Annotated in this window: 25 protein-coding genes; 21 read left to right on the top strand and 4 right to left on the bottom strand. The window is 70.0% G+C overall.

What is annotated here, in order from left to right; translation table 11 throughout:
• The first annotated feature begins 68 nt into the window (after nucleotides 1-68).
• The 9 genes from ABT057_RS35560 (at nucleotide 69) to ABT057_RS35520 (ending at nucleotide 5,607) form a co-directional block, all read left to right on the top strand.
• Nucleotides 69-911: an alpha/beta hydrolase gene (locus tag ABT057_RS35560; RefSeq protein ID WP_352348002.1), complete on the top strand. Its 843-nt coding sequence runs from the start codon at nucleotides 69-71 to the stop codon at nucleotides 909-911.
• 73 nt (nucleotides 912-984) lie between these two features.
• Nucleotides 985-1,239: a MoaD/ThiS family protein gene (locus ABT057_RS35555; RefSeq protein ID WP_352348001.1), complete on the top strand. Its 255-nt coding sequence runs from the start codon at nucleotides 985-987 to the stop codon at nucleotides 1,237-1,239.
• A gap of 2 nt (nucleotides 1,240-1,241) precedes the next feature.
• Nucleotides 1,242-2,387: a hypothetical protein gene (locus tag ABT057_RS35550; RefSeq protein WP_352348000.1), complete on the top strand. Its 1,146-nt coding sequence runs from the start codon at nucleotides 1,242-1,244 to the stop codon at nucleotides 2,385-2,387.
• Nucleotides 2,388-2,513: 126 nt separating this feature from the next.
• The gene (locus tag ABT057_RS35545) at nucleotides 2,514-3,251 is read left to right on the top strand and encodes an LmeA family phospholipid-binding protein (RefSeq protein WP_352347999.1); all 738 of its coding nucleotides are present in this window, start codon (nucleotides 2,514-2,516) and stop codon (nucleotides 3,249-3,251) included.
• Nucleotides 3,252-3,452: 201 nt separating this feature from the next.
• Nucleotides 3,453-3,536, top strand: a complete 84-nt coding sequence (locus tag ABT057_RS35540) for a putative leader peptide (protein ID WP_352348054.1) — start codon at nucleotides 3,453-3,455, stop codon at nucleotides 3,534-3,536.
• A gap of 140 nt (nucleotides 3,537-3,676) precedes the next feature.
• Nucleotides 3,677-4,522: a sulfurtransferase gene (locus ABT057_RS35535; RefSeq protein ID WP_352347998.1), complete on the top strand. Its 846-nt coding sequence runs from the start codon at nucleotides 3,677-3,679 to the stop codon at nucleotides 4,520-4,522.
• Nucleotides 4,523-4,583: 61 nt separating this feature from the next.
• Nucleotides 4,584-4,871, top strand: coding sequence for a DUF1416 domain-containing protein (locus ABT057_RS35530; protein ID WP_020122955.1), 288 nt, complete (start codon nucleotides 4,584-4,586; stop codon nucleotides 4,869-4,871).
• Nucleotides 4,872-4,940: 69 nt separating this feature from the next.
• Complete coding sequence (locus ABT057_RS35525) at nucleotides 4,941-5,201, top strand: DUF3099 domain-containing protein (protein WP_352347997.1); 261 nt, start codon at nucleotides 4,941-4,943, stop codon at nucleotides 5,199-5,201.
• A gap of 10 nt (nucleotides 5,202-5,211) precedes the next feature.
• Nucleotides 5,212-5,607, top strand: a complete 396-nt coding sequence (locus ABT057_RS35520; protein WP_352347996.1) for a VOC family protein — start codon at nucleotides 5,212-5,214, stop codon at nucleotides 5,605-5,607.
• Here the strand turns inward: ABT057_RS35520 and ABT057_RS35515 are convergent.
• Nucleotides 5,601-5,963: a DsrE family protein gene (locus ABT057_RS35515; RefSeq protein ID WP_352347995.1), complete on the bottom strand. Its 363-nt coding sequence runs from the start codon at nucleotides 5,961-5,963 to the stop codon at nucleotides 5,601-5,603. The two genes, ABT057_RS35520 and ABT057_RS35515, sit on opposite strands and share 7 nt — an antisense overlap.
• A 191-nt stretch (nucleotides 5,964-6,154) precedes the next feature.
• Between ABT057_RS35515 and ABT057_RS35510 the strand changes: the two genes are divergently transcribed.
• The 6 genes from ABT057_RS35510 (at nucleotide 6,155) to ygfZ (ending at nucleotide 11,101) form a co-directional block, all read left to right on the top strand.
• Complete coding sequence (locus tag ABT057_RS35510; protein WP_352347994.1) at nucleotides 6,155-6,955, top strand: hypothetical protein; 801 nt, start codon at nucleotides 6,155-6,157, stop codon at nucleotides 6,953-6,955.
• Entirely contained in the window at nucleotides 6,952-7,821 is an 870-nt protein-coding gene (locus tag ABT057_RS35505; RefSeq protein WP_352347993.1) for a hypothetical protein, read from the top strand. The genes ABT057_RS35510 and ABT057_RS35505 overlap by 4 nt, the downstream gene beginning before the upstream one ends.
• Nucleotides 7,818-8,735, top strand: coding sequence for a hypothetical protein (locus ABT057_RS35500; protein WP_352347992.1), 918 nt, complete (start codon nucleotides 7,818-7,820; stop codon nucleotides 8,733-8,735). Before ABT057_RS35505 ends, ABT057_RS35500 begins: the two co-directional genes overlap by 4 nt.
• A 209-nt stretch (nucleotides 8,736-8,944) precedes the next feature.
• A complete protein-coding gene (locus ABT057_RS35495) occupies nucleotides 8,945-9,520 on the top strand; it encodes a heme-binding beta-barrel domain-containing protein (RefSeq protein WP_352347991.1) in 576 nt (191 codons plus the stop codon).
• 92 nt (nucleotides 9,521-9,612) lie between these two features.
• Nucleotides 9,613-10,125, top strand: a complete 513-nt coding sequence (locus tag ABT057_RS35490; RefSeq protein WP_352347990.1) for a Fur family transcriptional regulator — start codon at nucleotides 9,613-9,615, stop codon at nucleotides 10,123-10,125.
• Nucleotides 10,126-10,135: 10 nt separating this feature from the next.
• Nucleotides 10,136-11,101 carry a CAF17-like 4Fe-4S cluster assembly/insertion protein YgfZ gene (gene ygfZ, locus ABT057_RS35485; RefSeq protein WP_352347989.1) on the top strand — a complete coding sequence of 322 codons (966 nt, stop codon included), beginning with the start codon at nucleotides 10,136-10,138 and terminating at the stop codon, nucleotides 11,099-11,101.
• Between the two features lie 30 nt (nucleotides 11,102-11,131).
• On the opposite strand, the gene dtd is transcribed toward ygfZ, so the two are convergent.
• Nucleotides 11,132-11,557, bottom strand: coding sequence for a D-aminoacyl-tRNA deacylase (gene dtd / locus ABT057_RS35480; protein ID WP_352347988.1), 426 nt, complete (start codon nucleotides 11,555-11,557; stop codon nucleotides 11,132-11,134).
• Between the two features lie 161 nt (nucleotides 11,558-11,718).
• Between dtd and ABT057_RS35475 the strand changes: the two genes are divergently transcribed.
• The 3 genes from ABT057_RS35475 to ABT057_RS35465 all read left to right on the top strand — a co-directional run bounded on the left by ABT057_RS35475 (nucleotide 11,719) and on the right by ABT057_RS35465 (nucleotide 14,825).
• Entirely contained in the window at nucleotides 11,719-12,285 is a 567-nt protein-coding gene (locus tag ABT057_RS35475; RefSeq protein WP_352347987.1) for an RsiG family protein, read from the top strand.
• Between the two features lie 72 nt (nucleotides 12,286-12,357).
• Nucleotides 12,358-13,605, top strand: coding sequence for a GNAT family N-acetyltransferase (locus tag ABT057_RS35470; protein WP_352347986.1), 1,248 nt, complete (start codon nucleotides 12,358-12,360; stop codon nucleotides 13,603-13,605).
• A gap of 311 nt (nucleotides 13,606-13,916) precedes the next feature.
• Nucleotides 13,917-14,825, top strand: coding sequence for a winged helix-turn-helix domain-containing protein (locus ABT057_RS35465; protein ID WP_352347985.1), 909 nt, complete (start codon nucleotides 13,917-13,919; stop codon nucleotides 14,823-14,825).
• On the opposite strand, the gene ABT057_RS35460 is transcribed toward ABT057_RS35465, so the two are convergent.
• Nucleotides 14,815-15,009 carry a hypothetical protein gene (locus ABT057_RS35460; protein ID WP_352347984.1) on the bottom strand — a complete coding sequence of 65 codons (195 nt, stop codon included), beginning with the start codon at nucleotides 15,007-15,009 and terminating at the stop codon, nucleotides 14,815-14,817. The two genes, ABT057_RS35465 and ABT057_RS35460, sit on opposite strands and share 11 nt — an antisense overlap.
• A 157-nt stretch (nucleotides 15,010-15,166) precedes the next feature.
• On the opposite strand from ABT057_RS35460, the gene ABT057_RS35455 reads away from it, so the two are divergent.
• Nucleotides 15,167-16,060 (top strand): GntR family transcriptional regulator, encoded by an 894-nt coding sequence (locus ABT057_RS35455; RefSeq protein ID WP_352347983.1) that lies wholly within the window; start codon nucleotides 15,167-15,169, stop codon nucleotides 16,058-16,060.
• The gene (locus tag ABT057_RS35450; protein ID WP_352347982.1) at nucleotides 16,009-16,809 is read left to right on the top strand and encodes an HAD family hydrolase; all 801 of its coding nucleotides are present in this window, start codon (nucleotides 16,009-16,011) and stop codon (nucleotides 16,807-16,809) included. Before ABT057_RS35455 ends, ABT057_RS35450 begins: the two co-directional genes overlap by 52 nt.
• Here ABT057_RS35450 and ABT057_RS35445 read toward each other — a convergent pair.
• Nucleotides 16,800-16,982: a hypothetical protein gene (locus tag ABT057_RS35445; RefSeq protein WP_352347981.1), complete on the bottom strand. Its 183-nt coding sequence runs from the start codon at nucleotides 16,980-16,982 to the stop codon at nucleotides 16,800-16,802. The genes ABT057_RS35450 and ABT057_RS35445 overlap by 10 nt on opposite strands.
• Before the next feature lie 173 nt (nucleotides 16,983-17,155).
• Here ABT057_RS35445 and ABT057_RS35440 point away from each other — a divergent pair, with 173 nt between their 5' ends.
• Complete coding sequence (locus tag ABT057_RS35440; protein WP_352347980.1) at nucleotides 17,156-18,040, top strand: GntR family transcriptional regulator; 885 nt, start codon at nucleotides 17,156-17,158, stop codon at nucleotides 18,038-18,040.
• Nucleotides 18,041-18,087: the final 47 nt, after the last annotated feature.

The raw sequence follows: 18,087 nt of genomic DNA, 5'->3' as shown, positions 1-18,087 counted from the left end.
GCGTCCGAAAGCACAAAAGGACCCGGGGGCTACGCTGCCCGAGTCCTCTGCCCAGCAGAATAGCCCACATGAGCAACAGTCCGGCAGGTCATGTGGTGGGTTCCACCGTTCGTCCGAACTACGAGACGGGCAGCCGCACACCATTGCGGACGTTTCTGACCACCGCAGACGGGATTTCCATCGATTCCGTATACGACCCGAGTGCGGCTGTATACGACTCCTCCGCGCCACCCGGAGGTCACCTCGTGTTCGTGATGGCCCATGGCTTCACGGGGGACGTCGACCGTCCTCATGTTCGAAGAGTGGTGGACGCCCTCGCCCGGTACGGCGCCGTCGTCACCTTCTCCTTCCGCGGCCACGGCCGCTCCGGCGGCCGCTCGACGGTCGGCGACCGGGAGGTGCTCGACCTGGCGGCGGCGGTGGAGTGGGCCCGTGAGGTGGAACCGCACGCGCGCGTGGTGACGGTCGGCTTCTCCATGGGCGGCTCGGTGGTCCTGCGGCACGCGGCCCTGCACACGGGGACGGTCGGCGCCGTGGTCTCCGTCAGCGCCCCCGCCCGCTGGTACTACCGGGGCACCGTGCAGATGCGCCGGGTGCACTGGCTGATCACCCGCCCCGAGGGCCGCCTCCTCGGCCGCTTCGGTTTCCGCACCCGTATCCACCACCGCGGCTGGGACCCCGTACCGCTCTCCCCGACGGAGGCGGTCCCCAGGATCGCCCCCACCCCGCTGCTGATAGTGCACGGCGACCGCGACGGCTACTTCCCCCTGGACCACCCCCGGATGCTCGCCGAGGCCGCCGGTGACCACGGCGAACTCTGGGTGGAGCCGGGCATGGGCCACGCCGAGCAAGCGGCCGACGACGCCCTGCTGGCCCGCATGGGGGACTGGGCGGCGTCGCGGGCGGGCTAGCCTGACTCCTGACGAGTACGACGACGACTCATGACGACTGACGACGACTGATCACGACGACTTGAGGGACGAGATGCCAGAGGTCACGGTGCGCTACTGGGCCGCCGCGAAGGCCGCGGCCGGGGTCGCCGAGGAGCCGTTCGACGCGGCCACCCTCGCCGAGGCCCTGGACGCCGCGCGTACGCGACACCCCGGTGAACTCACGCGTGTCCTGCGGCGATGCTCCTTCCTCGTCGACGGTGATCCCGTGGGCACCCGCGAACATGAGACGGTACGGCTGGCCGACGGCGGCACGGTCGAGGTGCTCCCGCCGTTCGCAGGAGGGTGACGATGAGCGACCAGCAGCCGTATCAGCAGCCGCACCAGGGCTACGACCAGCAGGGGTGGCCCGGGCAGCAGCAGGGCTACGACGACCCGCAGGCCGCCCAGCTCCAGTACACGCAGCAGTGGCAGGGCCAGACCTGGGAGACCAGCGTCCAGCCGCCGGTCACCGCGGCGGACCCCGCCGAGCCCCAGTGGCAGCAGCCCGCCCCGGAGTGGCAGCAGCAGGCACAGGCGTACGGCGGTCAGCAGGCGCAGGCACAGGCGTACGGCGGTCAGCAGGCACAGCCGCAGCCGCAGCCGCAGGCCTACGGCGGTCAGCAGCCGTCCGCCCCGGCCCAGGTCCCGCAAGGCGGCGAAGCCGGATACGGCCCCGCCACCCTCGCCGGCAACGCACGCGTCACCGACGCCCAGCGGGCCCGGCTGGAGGGCCGTTCGCCGATCATCGAGCCCGGTATGCAGCCCGCGGTGCTCACCGCGCTCCTCGGCCTGCTCCTCTCCGGCGCGGCGGCCGTCGGCTCGTACGCCCTCCTCGTCCCGCTCGTCGTCCTGCAGGCCGTGACGGCCGCGGGCTGGTTCCGGCTGAACGGCATGTGGCCGGCCCGGCAGGGCATCGCGCTCGCCTTCCTCGGCGCGCTGGTCTCCGACGTCGCGCTGCTCGTGGCCGGCCGGGAGAACGCCCCCGCCGCGATCCTCGGCACGCTGGGCGTGTGGGTGCTGCTCTGTCTGGTCCTCCAGCTGCGCTCGCACGCCGACCCGGACGAGCGCATGTACGGCCTGATGGCGACCGTCGCCTCCTCCGCGCTGGCGATCCTCGCCACCGGGCACCTCGGCGCCGACCCCGACGCGGTGTCCGTGGGCGCCGCGGCCGTCGCGGTGGCCGTCCTGGCCCGCGCGCTGCCGCTGCCGACCCCGGCCTCCGTCGTCGTGTCGCTGCTCGCCGCCACGGGCGCGGGCATCGCGGTCGGCGGGATGACGGACCTCGGCACGGGGGGCGCCGCGCTCGGCGCGGGCGCGGCGGTGTGCGCGCTGATCGGCCACCGGGTCGCGAGCTACGACTACCCGTCCCGCTTTGTCCACTTCACCGCGGGCGTGGCCCTGCCGCTGGCGGCCGCCGCACCGGCCGTGTACGTGCTGGGGCGGGCGCTGGGCTGAGCAGGCCCGGGTAAGCGGTAGGGCAGGGTCTGTCACAGCTGATCGACAATCCCCCGGGCGCCGTTCCCCACAGGGTTACGGTGGGTCGTCAGACCGACTGTCGGGCCATCCGGGGGACCAACGGCAATGCGTGCGCTTCGAATACTGCTGATCGTCGTCGTGGTGCTGGGCGGCCTCTTCGTCCTGGCGGACCGGCTCGCCGTCCACTTCGCCGAGGGCGAGGTGGCGGACAAGCTGAGGACCACGGAGAGCCTCGACAGCACCCCGGACGTGTCCATCAAGGGCTTCCCCTTCCTCACCCAGGTCGCCGGCGGCTCCCTGGACGACGTCGAGGTCGGCATCACGGACTACCAGGCGGCCACCGGCATCAGCGGGCAGACGATCCGCCTCGACGACCTCAAGGCGGACATGAAGGGCGTCGACTTCTCCGGCGACTACAGCTCCGCCACCGCCGCCTCGGCCACGGGCACGGCGAGCATCGCCTACGACGAGCTGCTGAAGACCGCCAAGTCCGAGCCGACCCAGGTCACGCCGGGCCTCACCGCCAATGTCATCGGGCTCTCCGACGGCGGCAACGGCAAGATCAAGGTGACCGTCGAGGCGACCGTGCTCGGCGTCAAGCTGAAGCAGCCCGTCTCCGTGCTCAGCACGGTCACCGTGGAGGGCGACACCGTCCGGGTGCACGCCGACTCGCTGCCCGACTTCCGCGGGGTCACGGCCGCCGAGAACGAGGTGCGCACGATCACCGACTTCGAGCAGAAGATCGACGACCTGCCCGGCGGGATCCGGCTGGACAAGGTCGAGGCGGGGAAGAACGGTGTGGAGGTCACGGTGAAGGGTTCGAACGTGCGGCTGGCCGGGTAGGACCCGGTCCGGCTGTGGACCTGCGGTGTCCGTCAGACGAGACGCCACCGTCCGTACCGTAGAAGTGGTCGTGGGCACACGCGCCCGGAGATGGTGCGGGAACGGCTCCGGCGCATTGCTCATCCCACTATCCGGACGATCGCGTCTCATCATCCGGCCAGCTGGTGACACGCCCGCCTGTCCGTCCCTACGATCGACCGCATGATGCAGCGACAGGCGGATCTCACGAAGCGGCGGGCAGTAGACCTGTGCCGTGTCGCCGCCATGCTCTGTCGCACCGTCTGAAGCGGCACGCCGCCGGCGTTCCGCGCCTCCCGGCGCCCTCGATCCGAGGGCATCCGTGCGTCGGCCGCCGGCGAGACCCGGCCGCGCACCCCTCACTTTCTTGCACACCCCCGCCGCAACTGCCCCGGAGGAGAACGAGCATGAGCCGCACCGACGTCCTGGTCGACGCAGACTGGCTGCAGGACCACCTGGACGACGAGAACATCGCCGTCGTAGAGGTGGACGAGGACACGTCGGCCTACGAGAAGAACCACATCAAGAACGCGATCCGGATCGACTGGACCAAGGACCTCCAGGACCCGGTCCGTCGTGACTTCATCGACCAGGAGGGCTTCGAGAAGCTCCTGTCGAAGAAGGGCATCGCCAACGACACCCTGGTGATCCTCTACGGCGGCAACAACAACTGGTTCGCGTCCTACGCGTACTGGTACTTCAAGCTGTACGGCCACGAGAACGTCAAGCTCCTCGACGGCGGCCGCAAGAAGTGGGAGCTCGACGCCCGCGAGCTGGTCGACGGCACCGAGGTCCCCGAGCGCGCGGCCACCCAGTACACGGCCAAGCCGCAGGACACCTCCATCCGCGCCTTCCGTGACGACGTCGTCGCCGCGATCGGCTCGCAGAACCTGGTCGACGTCCGCTCGCCCGACGAGTTCTCCGGCAAGCTGCTGGCCCCCGCGCACCTGCCGCAGGAGCAGTCGCAGCGTCCGGGCCACGTCCCGTCCGCCCGCAACATCCCGTGGTCCAAGAACGCCAACGACGACGGCACCTTCAAGTCGGACGACGAGCTCAAGGAGCTCTACGCCGAGGAGAGCGTCGACCTGGCCAAGGACACCATCGCCTACTGCCGCATCGGCGAGCGCTCGGCCCTGACCTGGTTCGTCCTGCACGAGCTGCTCGGTGTCGAGAACGTCAAGAACTACGACGGCTCCTGGACCGAGTACGGCAGCCTCGTCGGCGTCCCGATCGAGCTCGGCGCCAACAAGTAAGTCAACACACCCGCAAACCCGACCGGCCTTCCTTCCGGTCAGACCCCTTATGGAGAAAGACATGTGCGGAGCGAAGGCCGGCGGCCCGGACGCCTCGACGATCAAGCCCGGTGAGACCACGATCCAGGGCCAGGTGACCCGCGACGGCGAGCCGGTGGTCGGATACGTCCGTCTGCTCGACTCGACCGGCGAGTTCACCGCGGAGGTCCCGACCTCCGCCACCGGACAGTTCCGCTTCTACGCGGCCGAGGGCACCTGGACCGTACGCGCCCTCGTCCCCGGCGCCACCGCGGACCGCACGGTCGTCGCCCAGCAGGGTGGCCTCGCGGAGGTCGCGATCGCGGTCTGAGCAAGGCTCGCGAAGGGCCGCACCCCACGGGGTGCGGCCCTTCGGCGTCCCCGGACCTACCCTGAACCTATGTACGCACGACGCCGGCACGTGTACTTCGCCATGATGGGCACCTGCATCGGCTTGTTCGTCCTGGCCTGGGGAGTCGTCCGCATCTGGTCGGTCCCGGTGGCCGTCGGGATGTGCCTGGTCGCCATGGTCATCCCGCCGCTCGCCGCGATGGTCGCCAACCGCCGGGGGCCCGAGGACCGCTGGTGGGACGACCCCTCGGGCGACCCCAAGTCGGACGAGTGGTGGGACGAACTGGACGGCAGGAAACGCCCGCGGTAGGAAGGCGGGCATGTCGCCGACGAGGCTTTCCACCGTGGTGCTGGACGCACCCGACGCGCACGAGCTCGCCGCCTTCTATCTCCGGCTGCTCGGCTACGAGGTCCGTACCGAGGAGCCCCACTGGGTCCTCATCGGCCCTCCGCCCGGCACCGCGGGCACGGCGCTGTCCTTCCAGACCGAACCCGCCTACGTGCCGCCCGTCTGGCCCACCCGCCACCCCGGCGACCAGCAGATGATGCTGCACCTCGACATCCAGGTCGACGACCTCGGGAGCGAGACCGCGCGGGCGGTGGCGGAGGGCGCCGTACTCGCCGCGCACCAGCCGCAGGACGACGTACGCGTCCTGTTCGACCCGGCCGGTCACCCCTTCTGCCTGTGGGCCGAGACGGCCCAGGAGGCTCAGTAGACGAGCGCCTGCGTCTCGTCCCCCATCGCCTCCTGTACGAACACCTGTGCCCCAGCGATCCGGACGCCCTCGATGACGTCCTTCTCGGTGATGTCCCGCCGGGCCGCGCACTGGGTGCACAGGGTCAGCCGGCCGCCGGCCAGGACCGAGTCGATCAGGTCGGGCAGCGGGGCCGCGTGCGGCAGCTCGAACTCGGCGGCCCGGCCCGGCAGCGCGAACCAGGCGGACTCCCCGGTCAGCCACAGCGAGACGTCCACCCCGCTGGCCACGGCCACCGCCGCGACCGTGAACGCCTGAGAGCACCGCTCGGGGGCATCGGCCCCCGCCGTCACCTTGATCACGAGCTTCTTCGCCATGCCCGAATCGTAATCAACTCCCTTACAACTCCGTGCGTTGACCATGGGTCTCCTGTGCAGCGCGAGACGGAAAGCGCGCTCCATGTTCTGAGGGGGATGCGGTGGAAGGTCCGGAAAGGGCCGAGGGTTCGGAGCCCGCAGAGGTATCAGCAGAGACAACGGCAGAGGCGTCAGCAGAGGCATCAGCGGAGGTGGCAACGGCGTCGGCAGGGGCGATCGGCGACGTGGAGGCGGTCGGCAGCGACACGGTGGAGGCACCGCGGGACGCCGTGGCGGCCGAGGCCGTCGCGGAGGCGCCCCGTCGTCGTGGCCGGGCGGTGCTGACCGTCGCCGTGGCCGCCGTGCTCGGCGTGATCGCGGGCACCTGCACCGGGTACGTCGTCCAGGCGGGCCGTGAGCCCACGCCGCTGCCGCCGCTCTCCCAGCCCGTCGTCGGACAGGCGAAGGGCGAGGTCGAGCCGCTGTCGGCGGCACAGGACCGCAAGGTCAGAACGGACGGCGACCTGCGCAAGCTGCTCGTGTCCCGCCCCAAGGGTGTCCGGGACACCGAGGTTCCCGAGGGCTGGATGGACATCTCCGAGTACGCCGAGAGCTACGACCGGCCCGCGAACGCCTTCACCAACCTCAACGGTGACGAGTTCCGCCGCGTCGCCACGACCTCGTGGCGGGAGGGGGAGACGTTCAGCGCCTGGGTCTACCTCGCGCAGTTCCGCGAGGACAGCAAGATCGGGGCGTCCGAGTGGGCCGGGAGCGGCGTCTACTGGGCCGAGAAGACGGACGACACGCGCAGCTGGCCCCTCCCCGGCACCGGGGACGGGATGGCGTACGTGCATGACACCCCCGAGCGCAAGGCGGGCTACCTCCCCCTGTACGCGGCGGAGGCGCACGCCTGGCGCGGTGACATCTGCATGGAGATCTGGCTCTACGACAGCAGACCGATCCCCAAGCAGAAGATCATGGACCTGGCGGAGCGGCAGGTGGGCAAGCTGTGAGCGAGCACACCGAGCACACCGAGCACACCGAGCACACCGAGCACACCGAGCACACCGAGGTCATCGAAGGCACGGTGGCCGTACCCGAGACCGAGCCGGTCGCCGAGCGGCTGGAACGCAAGGTCCGCCGCAACGGCCGGGTCTTCGCCGTCGCCGGATCCGTGCTGCTGGCGTGCGCGCTGGTCGGCGGGGTCGGCTACACGGTGGTGACCGTCCAGGACGCCGACCGCGATCCGGGCAGGCCGACGTGGAAGTTCCCGGACACGGACGCCGAAGAGAAGAAGACATCGCAGGCCACGGGGTTGCGGGCACTGTTTCTGCCGTTCGAGAACGACGGGTACTTCCCGGGGCCGGACGTGGGCTCGTTCGGCAACGACACCGAGCTCAGCGGCGCGCAGGCCACCGCCTTGCGCAAGGAGTCGATCAAGGAACTGCCCAAGTCCACCCGGGAACGGATGGAGAAGCTGATCGACAAACAGCGGATCCAGGGCATGGCCATGCGCAGCTATGTCGCCACGTACGGCCAGGCGATCGACAGCACGCAGACGTTCACGGTCACCGTCACGCTGCAGCGGATGCAGAACCGCGCCGCGGTGCAGGACGTCGCGACCTCGTTCAGCGAGTTCCTCGCCGCCACCGACCTCTTCCGCGAGGGGCCGAAGATCAAGGAGCACAAGGACGCGCGGTGCTTCCTGACGCCCAAGGGCAAGGACGAGGAACTGGACGGCGCGTTCTGTTCCGCGTACGTCGGGGACATCCTGGTCAGCGCCACCGCGAGCGGCCCCAGCCCGCTTGACGCCGACAACGTCACCGGCTTCCTGGCAGCCCAACTCGACCGCATCGACGCCCCGGGACAGTCCGTATGACCGACACCTCACAGCCCAGCCCCACCCCCGAGACTCCCGCCACCCCCGACACCCCCGAGGCACCGGCCCCGGAGCAGCCGATGGCCGCCGACAGCGCTGCCGCTGAGGACTCCGCCCCCGAAAGCCCCGCACCCGAAAGCCCTGCCGCCGGCAGGAAGCGGCGGGGCCTGTGGGTCGGGGTGCGGTGGGGGGTGGCCGTTGCCGTCTTTGCCGCGGTGGGGGCCGCAGCCGCGTACGGGATCACCGGGATGAAGCGCACCGACGTTCCGGGACTGGCCACGGAGTCGGACGGGCGATGGGCGTATCCGCAGATCACCCTGCCGCCGCTGCCCTCCGGGAAGCCGGGACCGTCCGACAGCGGCAACGTGGCCGACGCCCACTACGCGGATCTGCGCGCCCTGGTGCTGCCCGCGCCCGAGGGCGCGACGGACGACAAGGCGTTGCGAGGGACGGACGGCTTTCTGGCCACCAAGGACTTCCTGTCCGTGTACGAGGGGGAGGAGGACCGGGAGGACGCCGGCCAGGTGCTGACCGATCACGCCCTGCGGCACATCGCCGCCCGCGGCTGGACCACCGAGGACGGCACCCGTACCCGGATCTACCTGCTCCAGTTCGGCACCGGCACCCTGGCCAACGCGGTCTACGGCAAGTTCACCGGCTACGCCGCCCCCTCCTACGCGCTGCGCGGCGCGGCCGAGACCGAGTTCGACGACGCCTACCCGACCGCCGCCGACCCTCTGGACATCACGCGTTCCGCCTACGACGAGGCGAAGCCGTACGGCGCCGAGCAGGTCCGGCAGGCGTACGTCCGGGTGGGTGATGTCATCGCCCTGGTCGTCCAGTCCCGCAAGGGCAGCGCCGAGGCCGTCCCCTTCCAGCAGACGGTGGCACTGCAGAGCCAGCTGCTCGGCTGAGGACCTCGTGGGGAGGGCCGGACCCCGGCCGCGTAAGCTGGGGTCCGGCTCTGTGTATGTACGCTCACCCTCGCTCAAGGAGCACCCGTGGAGATCTTCTTCGAAACCCTGCTGGTCCTGGTCTGCGTCGGCGTGCTCGCCTTCGCCGGTCTGACCGTGAAGAAGCTGTACCAGGGCCAGCGCTGACCCACGTCTAGGAACCGCCACTCATGATCGAGATCCCGTCCGACCTCCACAAGGACCTCGTCCCCCTCGCCTTCCTGCTGGGCACCTGGGCGGGCGCGGGTGTGCACGACTTCCCCGGCTCGGAGAAGTGCAACTTCGGCCAGGAGGTCACCTTCACCCACGACGGCCGGGACTTCCTGGAGTACCACTCCCACACCTGGGCCCTGGACGGCGACGGCAACAAGGTCCGGCCCCTGGAGTCGGAGTCCGGCTTCTGGCGGATCGCCGACGCCCGCAAGGTCGAGGTCACGATGACCCGCGACGACGGCGTCATCGAGATCTGGTACGGCGAGCTGGCCGACAAGAAGCCGCAGATCGACCTGGTCACGGACGCGGTGGCCCGCACGGCCGCCTCCCGCCCCTACTCCGGCGGCAAGCGGCTCTACGGCTACGTCAAGAGCGACCTGATGTGGGTCGGCGAGAAGCAGACCCCCGAGGTCGAGCTGCGCCCCTACATGTCGGCCCACCTGAAGAAGGTCGTGACCCCGGAGGAGGTCGAGCGCTGGGCCAAGGCCCTGCCCGACGACATGCCGGACGACGGCATCGCTTTCTTCAAGTGACCCGAGGCGATCTTTCCTCGGTGGATCGGTGTCCGAGCCGCATGCCCGGGAGGATGCTCCCGGGCGGCTGACGTGGTTCTAGACTCTGTGGTGTGGTGAGCACCGACTGGAAGAGCGACCTCAGGCAGCGTGGCTACCGGCTGACGCCGCAGCGGCAACTCGTGCTCGAAGCCGTGGACACCCTGGAGCACGCGACCCCCGACGAAATCCTCACGGAAGTGAAGAGGACGGCGTCGGGGGTCAACATCTCCACCGTCTACCGGACCCTGGAGCTCCTCGAGGAGCTCGGGCTGGTCAGCCATGCCCATCTCGGGCACGGCGCTCCCACCTATCACCTCGCCGACCGGCATCACCACATCCATCTGGTCTGCCGGGACTGCGAGAACGTCATCGAGGCCGATGTGGCGGTGGCGGCCGAGTTCACCGCCAAACTGCGCGACACCTTCGGCTTCGAGACCGACATGAAGCACTTCGCGATCTTCGGCCGCTGCAAGGACTGCTCGCTCAAGGCCTCAGCCGCCAGGACTTCGACTGCCAAGCCTTCGACCACCAAGCCTTCGACCACCAAGCCTTCGACCACCAAGGCTTCGATTACCGAGTCGTAGGCTTGTCTGTATGAAGAGCCCCCTGCTGTCCCTGCCCGGCGCCGTCCCCGCCGAGGGGGTGGATGAAGGTGTCGCCGCCCACTACGGCGACCTGTTCCGCGAACAGCGCGCCCTCGCCGACGGCACCGGTTTCGTCGACCTCTCGCACCGCGGAGTCATCACCGTCACCGGCGAGGACCGCCTCAGCTGGCTGCACCTGCTGCTCACCCAGCACGTCAGCGAACTCCCCACCGGACAGGCCACCGAGGCCCTGATCCTGTCCGCCCACGGCCACATCGAGCACGCGCTCTACCTGGTCGACGACGGAGAGACGGTCTGGGCCCATGTCGAGCCCGGCACCACGGACGCGCTGATCACGTACCTGGAGTCGATGAAGTTCTTCTACCGGGTCGAGGTCGCCGACCGCACCGCGGACACCGCCGTCGTCCATCTCCCGGCCGGCTCCATCGCCGCGGTGCCCGAAGGCGTCGTCGTGCGTGAGACGCCGTACGGCCGCGACCTCTTCCTGCCCCGCGCCGACCTGGAGCCGTACGCGGAGAAGGCCGGGCCTCCGGCCGGGATCCTGGCGTACGAGGCGCTGCGCGTCGAACAGCACCGGCCGCGTGTCGGCTTCGAGACCGACCACCGCACCATCCCGCACGAGCTGGGCTGGATCGGTACGGCCGTGCACCTGCAGAAGGGCTGCTACCGCGGCCAGGAGACCGTCGCCCGGGTGCAGAACCTGGGCAAGCCGCCCCGTCGCCTGGTCTTCCTCCATCTCGACGGCAGCGAGGTCCACCTCCCCGTCGCCGGCACCGAACTCCGGGTCGCCGACGGGGCCCCCGACGGCCGCAAGATCGGTTTCATCACGACGTCCGTCCGCCACCACGAACTGGGTCCGGTGGCCCTGGCCCTGGTGAAGCGGAACGTCCCGGTGGACGCCCCGCTGATGGCGGACACCACGGCGGCCGCCCAGGAAGTCGTCGTAGAGCCTTAGAACGCAAGCCCCCCTGGAACTCCCGGAACCCTAGATCTCGATCAGGACCGTGAAAGGGCCGTCGTTCGTCAGTGCCACCCTCATCTGCGCGCCGAACCGGCCCGTCGCGACCGTCGCCCCCAGCGCACGCAACCGCGCCACCACCTCGTCCACCAGGGGCTCGGCGACCGGGCCGGGGGCGGCCGCGTTCCAGGTGGGCCGGCGGCCCTTGCGCGCGTCGCCGTACAGTGTGAACTGGCTGATCACCAGCAGCGGCGCGTCGATGTCGCTGCACGACTTCTCGTCCTGCAGCATGCGCACCGACCACAGTTTGCGCGCGAGCTGCGCCGCCTTCTCCTTCGTGTCCTCGTGGGTCACCCCGACGAGGACGCACAGCCCCTCGCCGGTGATCTCCCCGACCGTCTCCCCGTCCACGACGACGCTCGCGCCGTCCACTCTCTGCACCACCGCTCGCATGCGGACCATCATGCCGGTCGCCCCGCACACCCCCTCCGGGGGCCCATTTTTGATCCTTTAGGCCCTGTCTGGGGCCGTTCGGGGGGACTCGGTCACGTGGTGGCGACTCGGGGTGGCACGATGCTTCCACCACACGCCGGTCGAGGGGACGGTAGAGGGACATGAGCACACCGAGTACCGGGCGGCCGACGGCACACCGGCCGCCTTCCCAGCGCGGCGACAGCCCCGGGCCGCCCGCGGATCCGCCCGAGCACGACCTCGTCCGGCTGAGCCTGCCCGAGCTGCGCACCCTGCGCCAGGGCGCCCAGCGCGACGAGGCCGACCTCAGCTATGTACGGAGGCTGCTCCAGGGGCGGATCGACATCCTGCGCGCCGAGCTGGCCCGCCGCTCCCCGACGGGCGCGGCCTCCGTGGTCGAGCGGCTGCCGGAGATCCTCACCGACGCCCCGGCCCGCCACCGCTCCTCCGCCCGCCATGTCACCCTGGGCACCCCGCACAGCGAGGAGTACGGCCGCCTCGCCGCCGACATGCTCGCCGACGTCGAACTCTCCGACCTCGACGCCCGAACCGACCCCGAACTCCACACCGCGATGGACCGTCTGGAGCGCTACGAGCAGCAGGTCTCCCGCCACCGCCAGCACCTGCAACGCACGGCCGACGACTGCGGCGCGGAGATCACCCGCCGCTACCGCGAGGGCGAGGCCCAGGTGGACGACCTGCTGGTGTAGCGAGCGGTGCCGTCCCTGGGCGGCGGGGAAAAACCCGGCGACACCCACCCGCGCCGAACCTACGGTGGCCCCATGGACGTCCGCCTCATCGCCCCCACCGCCCCTGAACTCGCCGACTGGCTCCGCACCCTGGACACGGGCTTCCTCCGTCCCCCCGTCGTCTCGGAAGAGGCCTTCGCGGCCCGCCGCACCACCCTCGAGGACGCCCGCTCCCGCGTCTACGGTGCCTTCGACGCCGGCCGCTGTGTGGCGACCTTCCGTTCCTTCCCCCAGGAGCTCACCGCGGTGGGCGGCAGGCCCGTCCCGGCCGACGCGATCTCCAACGTCACCGTCAGCCCCACCCACCGCCGCCGCGGTCTCCTCACCCGCCTGATGTTCGAGGACCTGACGGCCGCGAAGGACCGGGGGGACGTCGTCGCCACCCTCATCGCCGCCGAGTACCGCATCTACGGACGCCACGGCTTCGGCCCCGCCACCACGATGACCGAGTGGACGGTCGACGTCGCGCGCTCCGGTCTCGACCCGCGCGGCACGGTCCCCCTGGCCGGCGGCCGGATCGACCTGGCCGACGGCGAGGAGGTCCGCAAACTCGGCCCCGAACTGCACGGGCGGCTGCGCCTCGCCCAGCCCGGTGCCGTCAGCCGCGCCCACCGCTGGTGGGACCTGAACACCGGGGTGCTGCGGCTGCACGGCGAGTGGACCGAGCCGTACTACGCCGTGTACCGCTCGGCGGACGGCGAGGTCGAGGGCATGGTCTCCTACACGGCGGACGACAAGTGGAGCGACGCCAAGCAGCCGCTGAACACGGCCTCGGTGAACTGGCTGCTCTCGGTGACCCCGGCCGCGGAGCGCGCGCTGTGGCACTACCTGTGCTCGATCGACTGGATCACCCGGGTCAGGTCGGGCTTCCGGTCCCCCGACGACCTGCTCCCGCTGCTGCTGCCGGATCCGCGCGCGGCGACCATCACCACCCAGGCGGACTGGCTGTGGGTGCGGCTGCTGGACGTCGTACGGGCTCTGGAGGCGCGGACCTACGACGCGACGGGCACGCTGGTCCTGGAGGTCGTCGACCGGGCCGGCCTGGCCGGGGGCCGCTATCTGCTGGACGCGGCCCCGGACGGCGCCTCCTGCGTGCCGACGACCCGCACCGCCGACCTCACGCTGGACGTGGCCGAGCTGGCGTCGCTGTGGCTCGGCGACCAGTCCGCGGCGCGGCTCGCGGCGCTGGGCCGGCTCCGGGAAGAACGAGCGGGCGCCGCCCGGGTGGCCGACGCCCTGCTGCGCACGTCCGGGCGACCGTGGTGCCCGGACCTGTTCTGAACCTCCTTCCGACGGCTGGGGAAGACCTGCGGGTGTTTCGCTGTGCATCCGTAGCTGTTCAGTTGTGGCTGTGCTCGCGATGTTCGGTTGTGACTGTGCGGCGATCTGCAGTTGTGGCTGTGCGTCGGTGCCGGCTGCTCGGGCTCCCGGCTCCCCTCCGGAAGGGAGCCCGACCGGCCAACCATCTGAAAGCTTGACCATGTTGTTGAAGTTGGCTGCCAACTTCACTGTAACTATGTCCGCTTGGAAGCGTCCTATAACCATCTCTCTTGGAACTGCCGGAAGATGGCGGGAAGTTGTACTGTTCGGACGTGGAGCCTGAAAATGCCTCCGTCAACGGTCGGAGGAGGGCGGAGCGGCCGCAGCGCTCACACCGCGAGGTGGCCGACGAGCTGCGCACCCGGATCAGAACCGGCGTGCTGCGGCCTGGGCAGCGCATGCCCACGCAGGCCAAGCTGGCGGACGAGTTCGGGGTCGAGCGCGGTGCCGTCCGCCAGGCGCTGCGCATTCTGCAGTCCGAGCACCTGCTCACCAACGTCTCCAAGGGAAGCCCCGCGACGGTCGCCCCGCAGCCGGGCGGGGCGGGCCTCCTGCTGGGTGCCGCCGCGACCCCGCAGCCCTCGATGGTGGGTCTGCCGCCGCGGATGACCGAGGCCTTCGCGGCAGAGCACGTCAAGGTCGACGCCCTGTGCCTGACCGCCGTCTCACTGACCTCCGCGGTCGGCGAGGCGCTGCAGCGGATCCATGCCGGACAACTGAAACCGGCCAAGATCGACGTCCGGGTGCTGCTGCCGTCCCGGAACATCGACCTCGCCTTTCCGGCACCGGTGGACTCCTCCGCCACCGAGCGGCTCCAGCGTCACTGGCTGGCCCACCGCAACGCGCAGGGCCAGGTGCTGCGGCACAATCTGATGACGCTGCGCTCCACGCACGGCATCGACGTCGACGTCACCTTCCGCGCGCTGCCGTTCACCCCGCCCGTGAAGCTGTACCTCCTCAACGACACGGAGGCGCTGTTCGCGTACTACACCGTCCGGCGGCGCGAACAGACGATCGACCAGGAACACCTGGAGATGTACGACGCCGAGGGCACGCGGTCGGTCCTGTTCGCCTTCGAACAGGGTGCCGGGCCGCGCGACTCGGCGTTCGTGGAACAGTCCCACCTGTGGTTCGACGCGCTGTGGGACACGATCAGCTCGAAGCTGGTGCTCACGAGCTGACGGCGGGTCCGGTGGCCAGGAGGGCGAGGATCACTGCGCCGACGGAGCTCAGGGCCGGGCTCTTGACCTTGATGCCGATGCTGAGCAACAGCAGGCCGACGGCGCCTCCGGTGCCGTACTTCCACTGGATCGTCTGCTCGACGCCGACGACGAAGGCGGCGCCGAGAAGGGCGGTGACGGGCATGTGTTCCCCCCTTCGGAGGGTCGCGGGGACAGGGGAGGCAAACCTTCCGCCAACTCGATCGAGTTGGCAACCAACTCTGTCTATGTTGTCCCCACTTGGCATCAACCTCTAAACAACTTCCAAACAACTCCCTTTAGATGGATCTAAGTTGTAGCGTTTGGTCGTGACCCAGGAGAGCGTGGCGGAGAAAGTGGCAGTGAACGGCAGCAGAAAGCCCTCGCCCCAGGAGATCGCCGACATCCTGCGGGAACGCATCCACGCCGGTGAGCTCAGGGCGGGCGAGCGCATGCCCACCCAGGAGAAACTCGCCGAGGAGTTCGGGGTCGAGCGCGGCACCGTGCGTCAGGCGCTGCGGTCCCTCCAGGACGACGGCCTCCTCACCAACGTCAGCAAGGGCAGCCCGCCGCGTATCGCCGAGCCGCCCGCCCCCGGTCACGACGAGCCCCAGCCCACCATGGTCGGCCTGGCCCCCCGCCTGACCGAGGCCTTCGCCGCCGAGCACGTCCGGATCGACGCCGCCTGCCTCACCGCCGAGAGCCTCATCCCCGCCCTCGGCGAGCCCCTGCGCCTGATCCACGCCGGTGTGATCCACCCTCGCAAGATCGACGTCCGCATCCTCCTGCCGTCCCGGCGCATCAACCTCGCCTTCCCGGTCCCGGTCGACGGGCGCGGTGACGACGACCCCGTCCACCAGCGCTGGCTGGCGATGCGCAACGCGCAGGGCCATGTCCTGCGCCACAACCTGCAGACCCTGCGCTCCCACGGCATCGACGTCGACATCACCTTCCGCGCGCTGCCGTTCACCCCGCCGATGAAGCTGTACCTCCTCAACGGCACGGAGGCGCTGATGGCCTACTACATGGTCGAGCGCCGGGAGGAGCCCACCGAAAGCGGCGAGACGCTCGACATGTACGACGTGCTGGGCACAGAGTCCCTGCTCTTCTCCTTCGAGACCTCGGCCGGCCAGCGCGACGCCGCGTTCGTCGAGGAATCCCAGAAGTGGTTCAACGCCCTCTGGGAAACCATTACGACGGACCTGACACTTTCCTAGTGACCTCTGATACGCAGCAGACTCAACAGGCGACCCCCGACTCCCAGGCGGACACGGCGACACTGCGGGAAATGATCGGCCGCGCACGTGTCGTCCTCTGGGACTTCGACGGCCCGATCTGCCGGCTCTTCGCCGGTCACTCGGCGGAGGACGTGGCCGAGCGGCTGGTGGAGTGGCTCGAGGGGCGAGGCCTGCACCACCTGCTGACGGAGACCGAGCGGGAGTCGCTGGACCCGCACGTCGTCCTGCGCGCCGTGGACCGGCTGCGCCCCGGCAGCGACCTCGTCGCCGAGCTGGAGGAACGTCTCACCCAGGAGGAACTGAAGGCCGCCTCCTCCGCGATGCCCACCGCCTACGCCGACCCGCTGATACACACCTGGACGGCGCTCGGCCTGCGCCTGGCGATCACCACCAACAACTCCCCCCGGGTGGTGGCCAAGTACCTCACCGGCCGAGGCCTCGGCTCCTGCTTCAACCCCCACATCTACGGCCGCACCCAGGATCTGCAGTACCTCAAGCCCCACCCGCACTGTCTGCACCGCGCCCTGCGCGCCACGGGCTCCGCCCCCGAGACCGCCCTGATGATCGGCGACACGCCCTCGGACTTCCTGGCCGCCCAGGAGGCCGGAGTCCCGTTCCTCGGCTACGCGCGTAACGAGGCCAAGGACAAACTGCTGAGGGGCGCGGGCGCCACGACCGTGGTGAACTCGCTCGAGACGGTACTCAGAGCGGCCAGACGTCAGGCCTGAGTCATCAGGACCACCAGGACGACGGCAGCGCTGACCGCCAGACCGTTGTGGCGGGCCCGGACGCCCACGCCGACCGCCAGCAGCAGGAGTACGCCGAGTGTTCCGAGTCTCGCCTGCGCCAGCAGTCCCGCGGCCAGTTCGAACAGTCCTTGCAGCGCCGACACCAGAAGCATGTCCCCTCCCTCTTCCAGCCACTCTCAGTGAAGCGTGCAACTCTCGGTCCAATTGGACTGGTTGTCGTGAAGTGGATTTCCCCCGGCCGGCTGATCCTTAAGCGGCAGTCCATTCGCAATCAGGCCTGACTGAAAGTGGTTTGCCATTGGACCGGGGACGGTACGGTCGCCTTGTGAGTGAACGGCGGAGCGGGGACGGCGGCGGCAGGGAGTTCCAGCGGGTCGCCGAAGAGCTGCGCGGGCGGATCGCCGAGGGCGCCTATCCGCTGCGCTCCTTCCTGCCGTCCCAGCGCGATCTCTCCGTGGAGCTCCGTGTCTCACGGGACACCGTCCAGCGGGTTCTGCGCGAACTGGTCGACGAAGGCTGGATCGAGTCCCGGCAGGGCAGCGGTTCACGGGTGATCAAGGTGCCGACGAGCCAGCCCGCATCGGTGGTCACCGGTCGGCTGAGGGGCGGCCGGACGCTGGGCTCGTTGCTCGACGAGGCCTTCGAACAGCCCGAAGTGACCTTGGACGTCTACTCGTTGACCTCCGAGTCGCTGGCCGCGCACCTCCAGACCCAGGTGGAGCGGATCGTCAACGGGGTCATCGCTCCGCAATCCCTCGCCCTGCGGCTGCTGTTGCCCTCCGAGGACGTGGCCATGCCCTATCCGCGGCCCCGGGACGACCCGGACGACCCGCGCCTGACGGGCCGTCTGCACGAGATCACCCGCAGGTCGACCGCGTCGGTGCGCAGACTGCTCACCACCTGGCGCACCGAGGGGCTGGTGCCGGACTGCGATCTTCTGGTCCGCCAGGTTCCGCTGGTCCCCGCCTTCAAGCTCTACCTGGTCAACGGCGTCCAAGCCCTCCTGGCGCCGTACGAGGTGATCGAGCGTGACATCGTTCTGGACTCCGGAGCCACGATCCCCGCCCTCGACGTCCTGGGTTTCGGCGCGCCCATCACACAGCACGTCAAGAACGCCGACCCGGACTCCCCGGACTCCCTGTTCGTCGTCAGCTGGCAGCGCTGGTTCGACTCCCTCTGGAAACATGTTTCCCAGAAATTTGACATTTGAGTGCGCTAGTATCCCCCGCATTCCGCGTGAGAAAACGCGTACCTCGC

It is taken from the genome of Streptomyces sp. NPDC002588, assembly GCF_040295925.1.
Taxonomy (GTDB): domain Bacteria; phylum Actinomycetota; class Actinomycetes; order Streptomycetales; family Streptomycetaceae; genus Streptomyces.
Note: the sequence above shows the minus strand (reverse complement) of the source record. Positions and strands in the feature narration are given on the sequence as shown.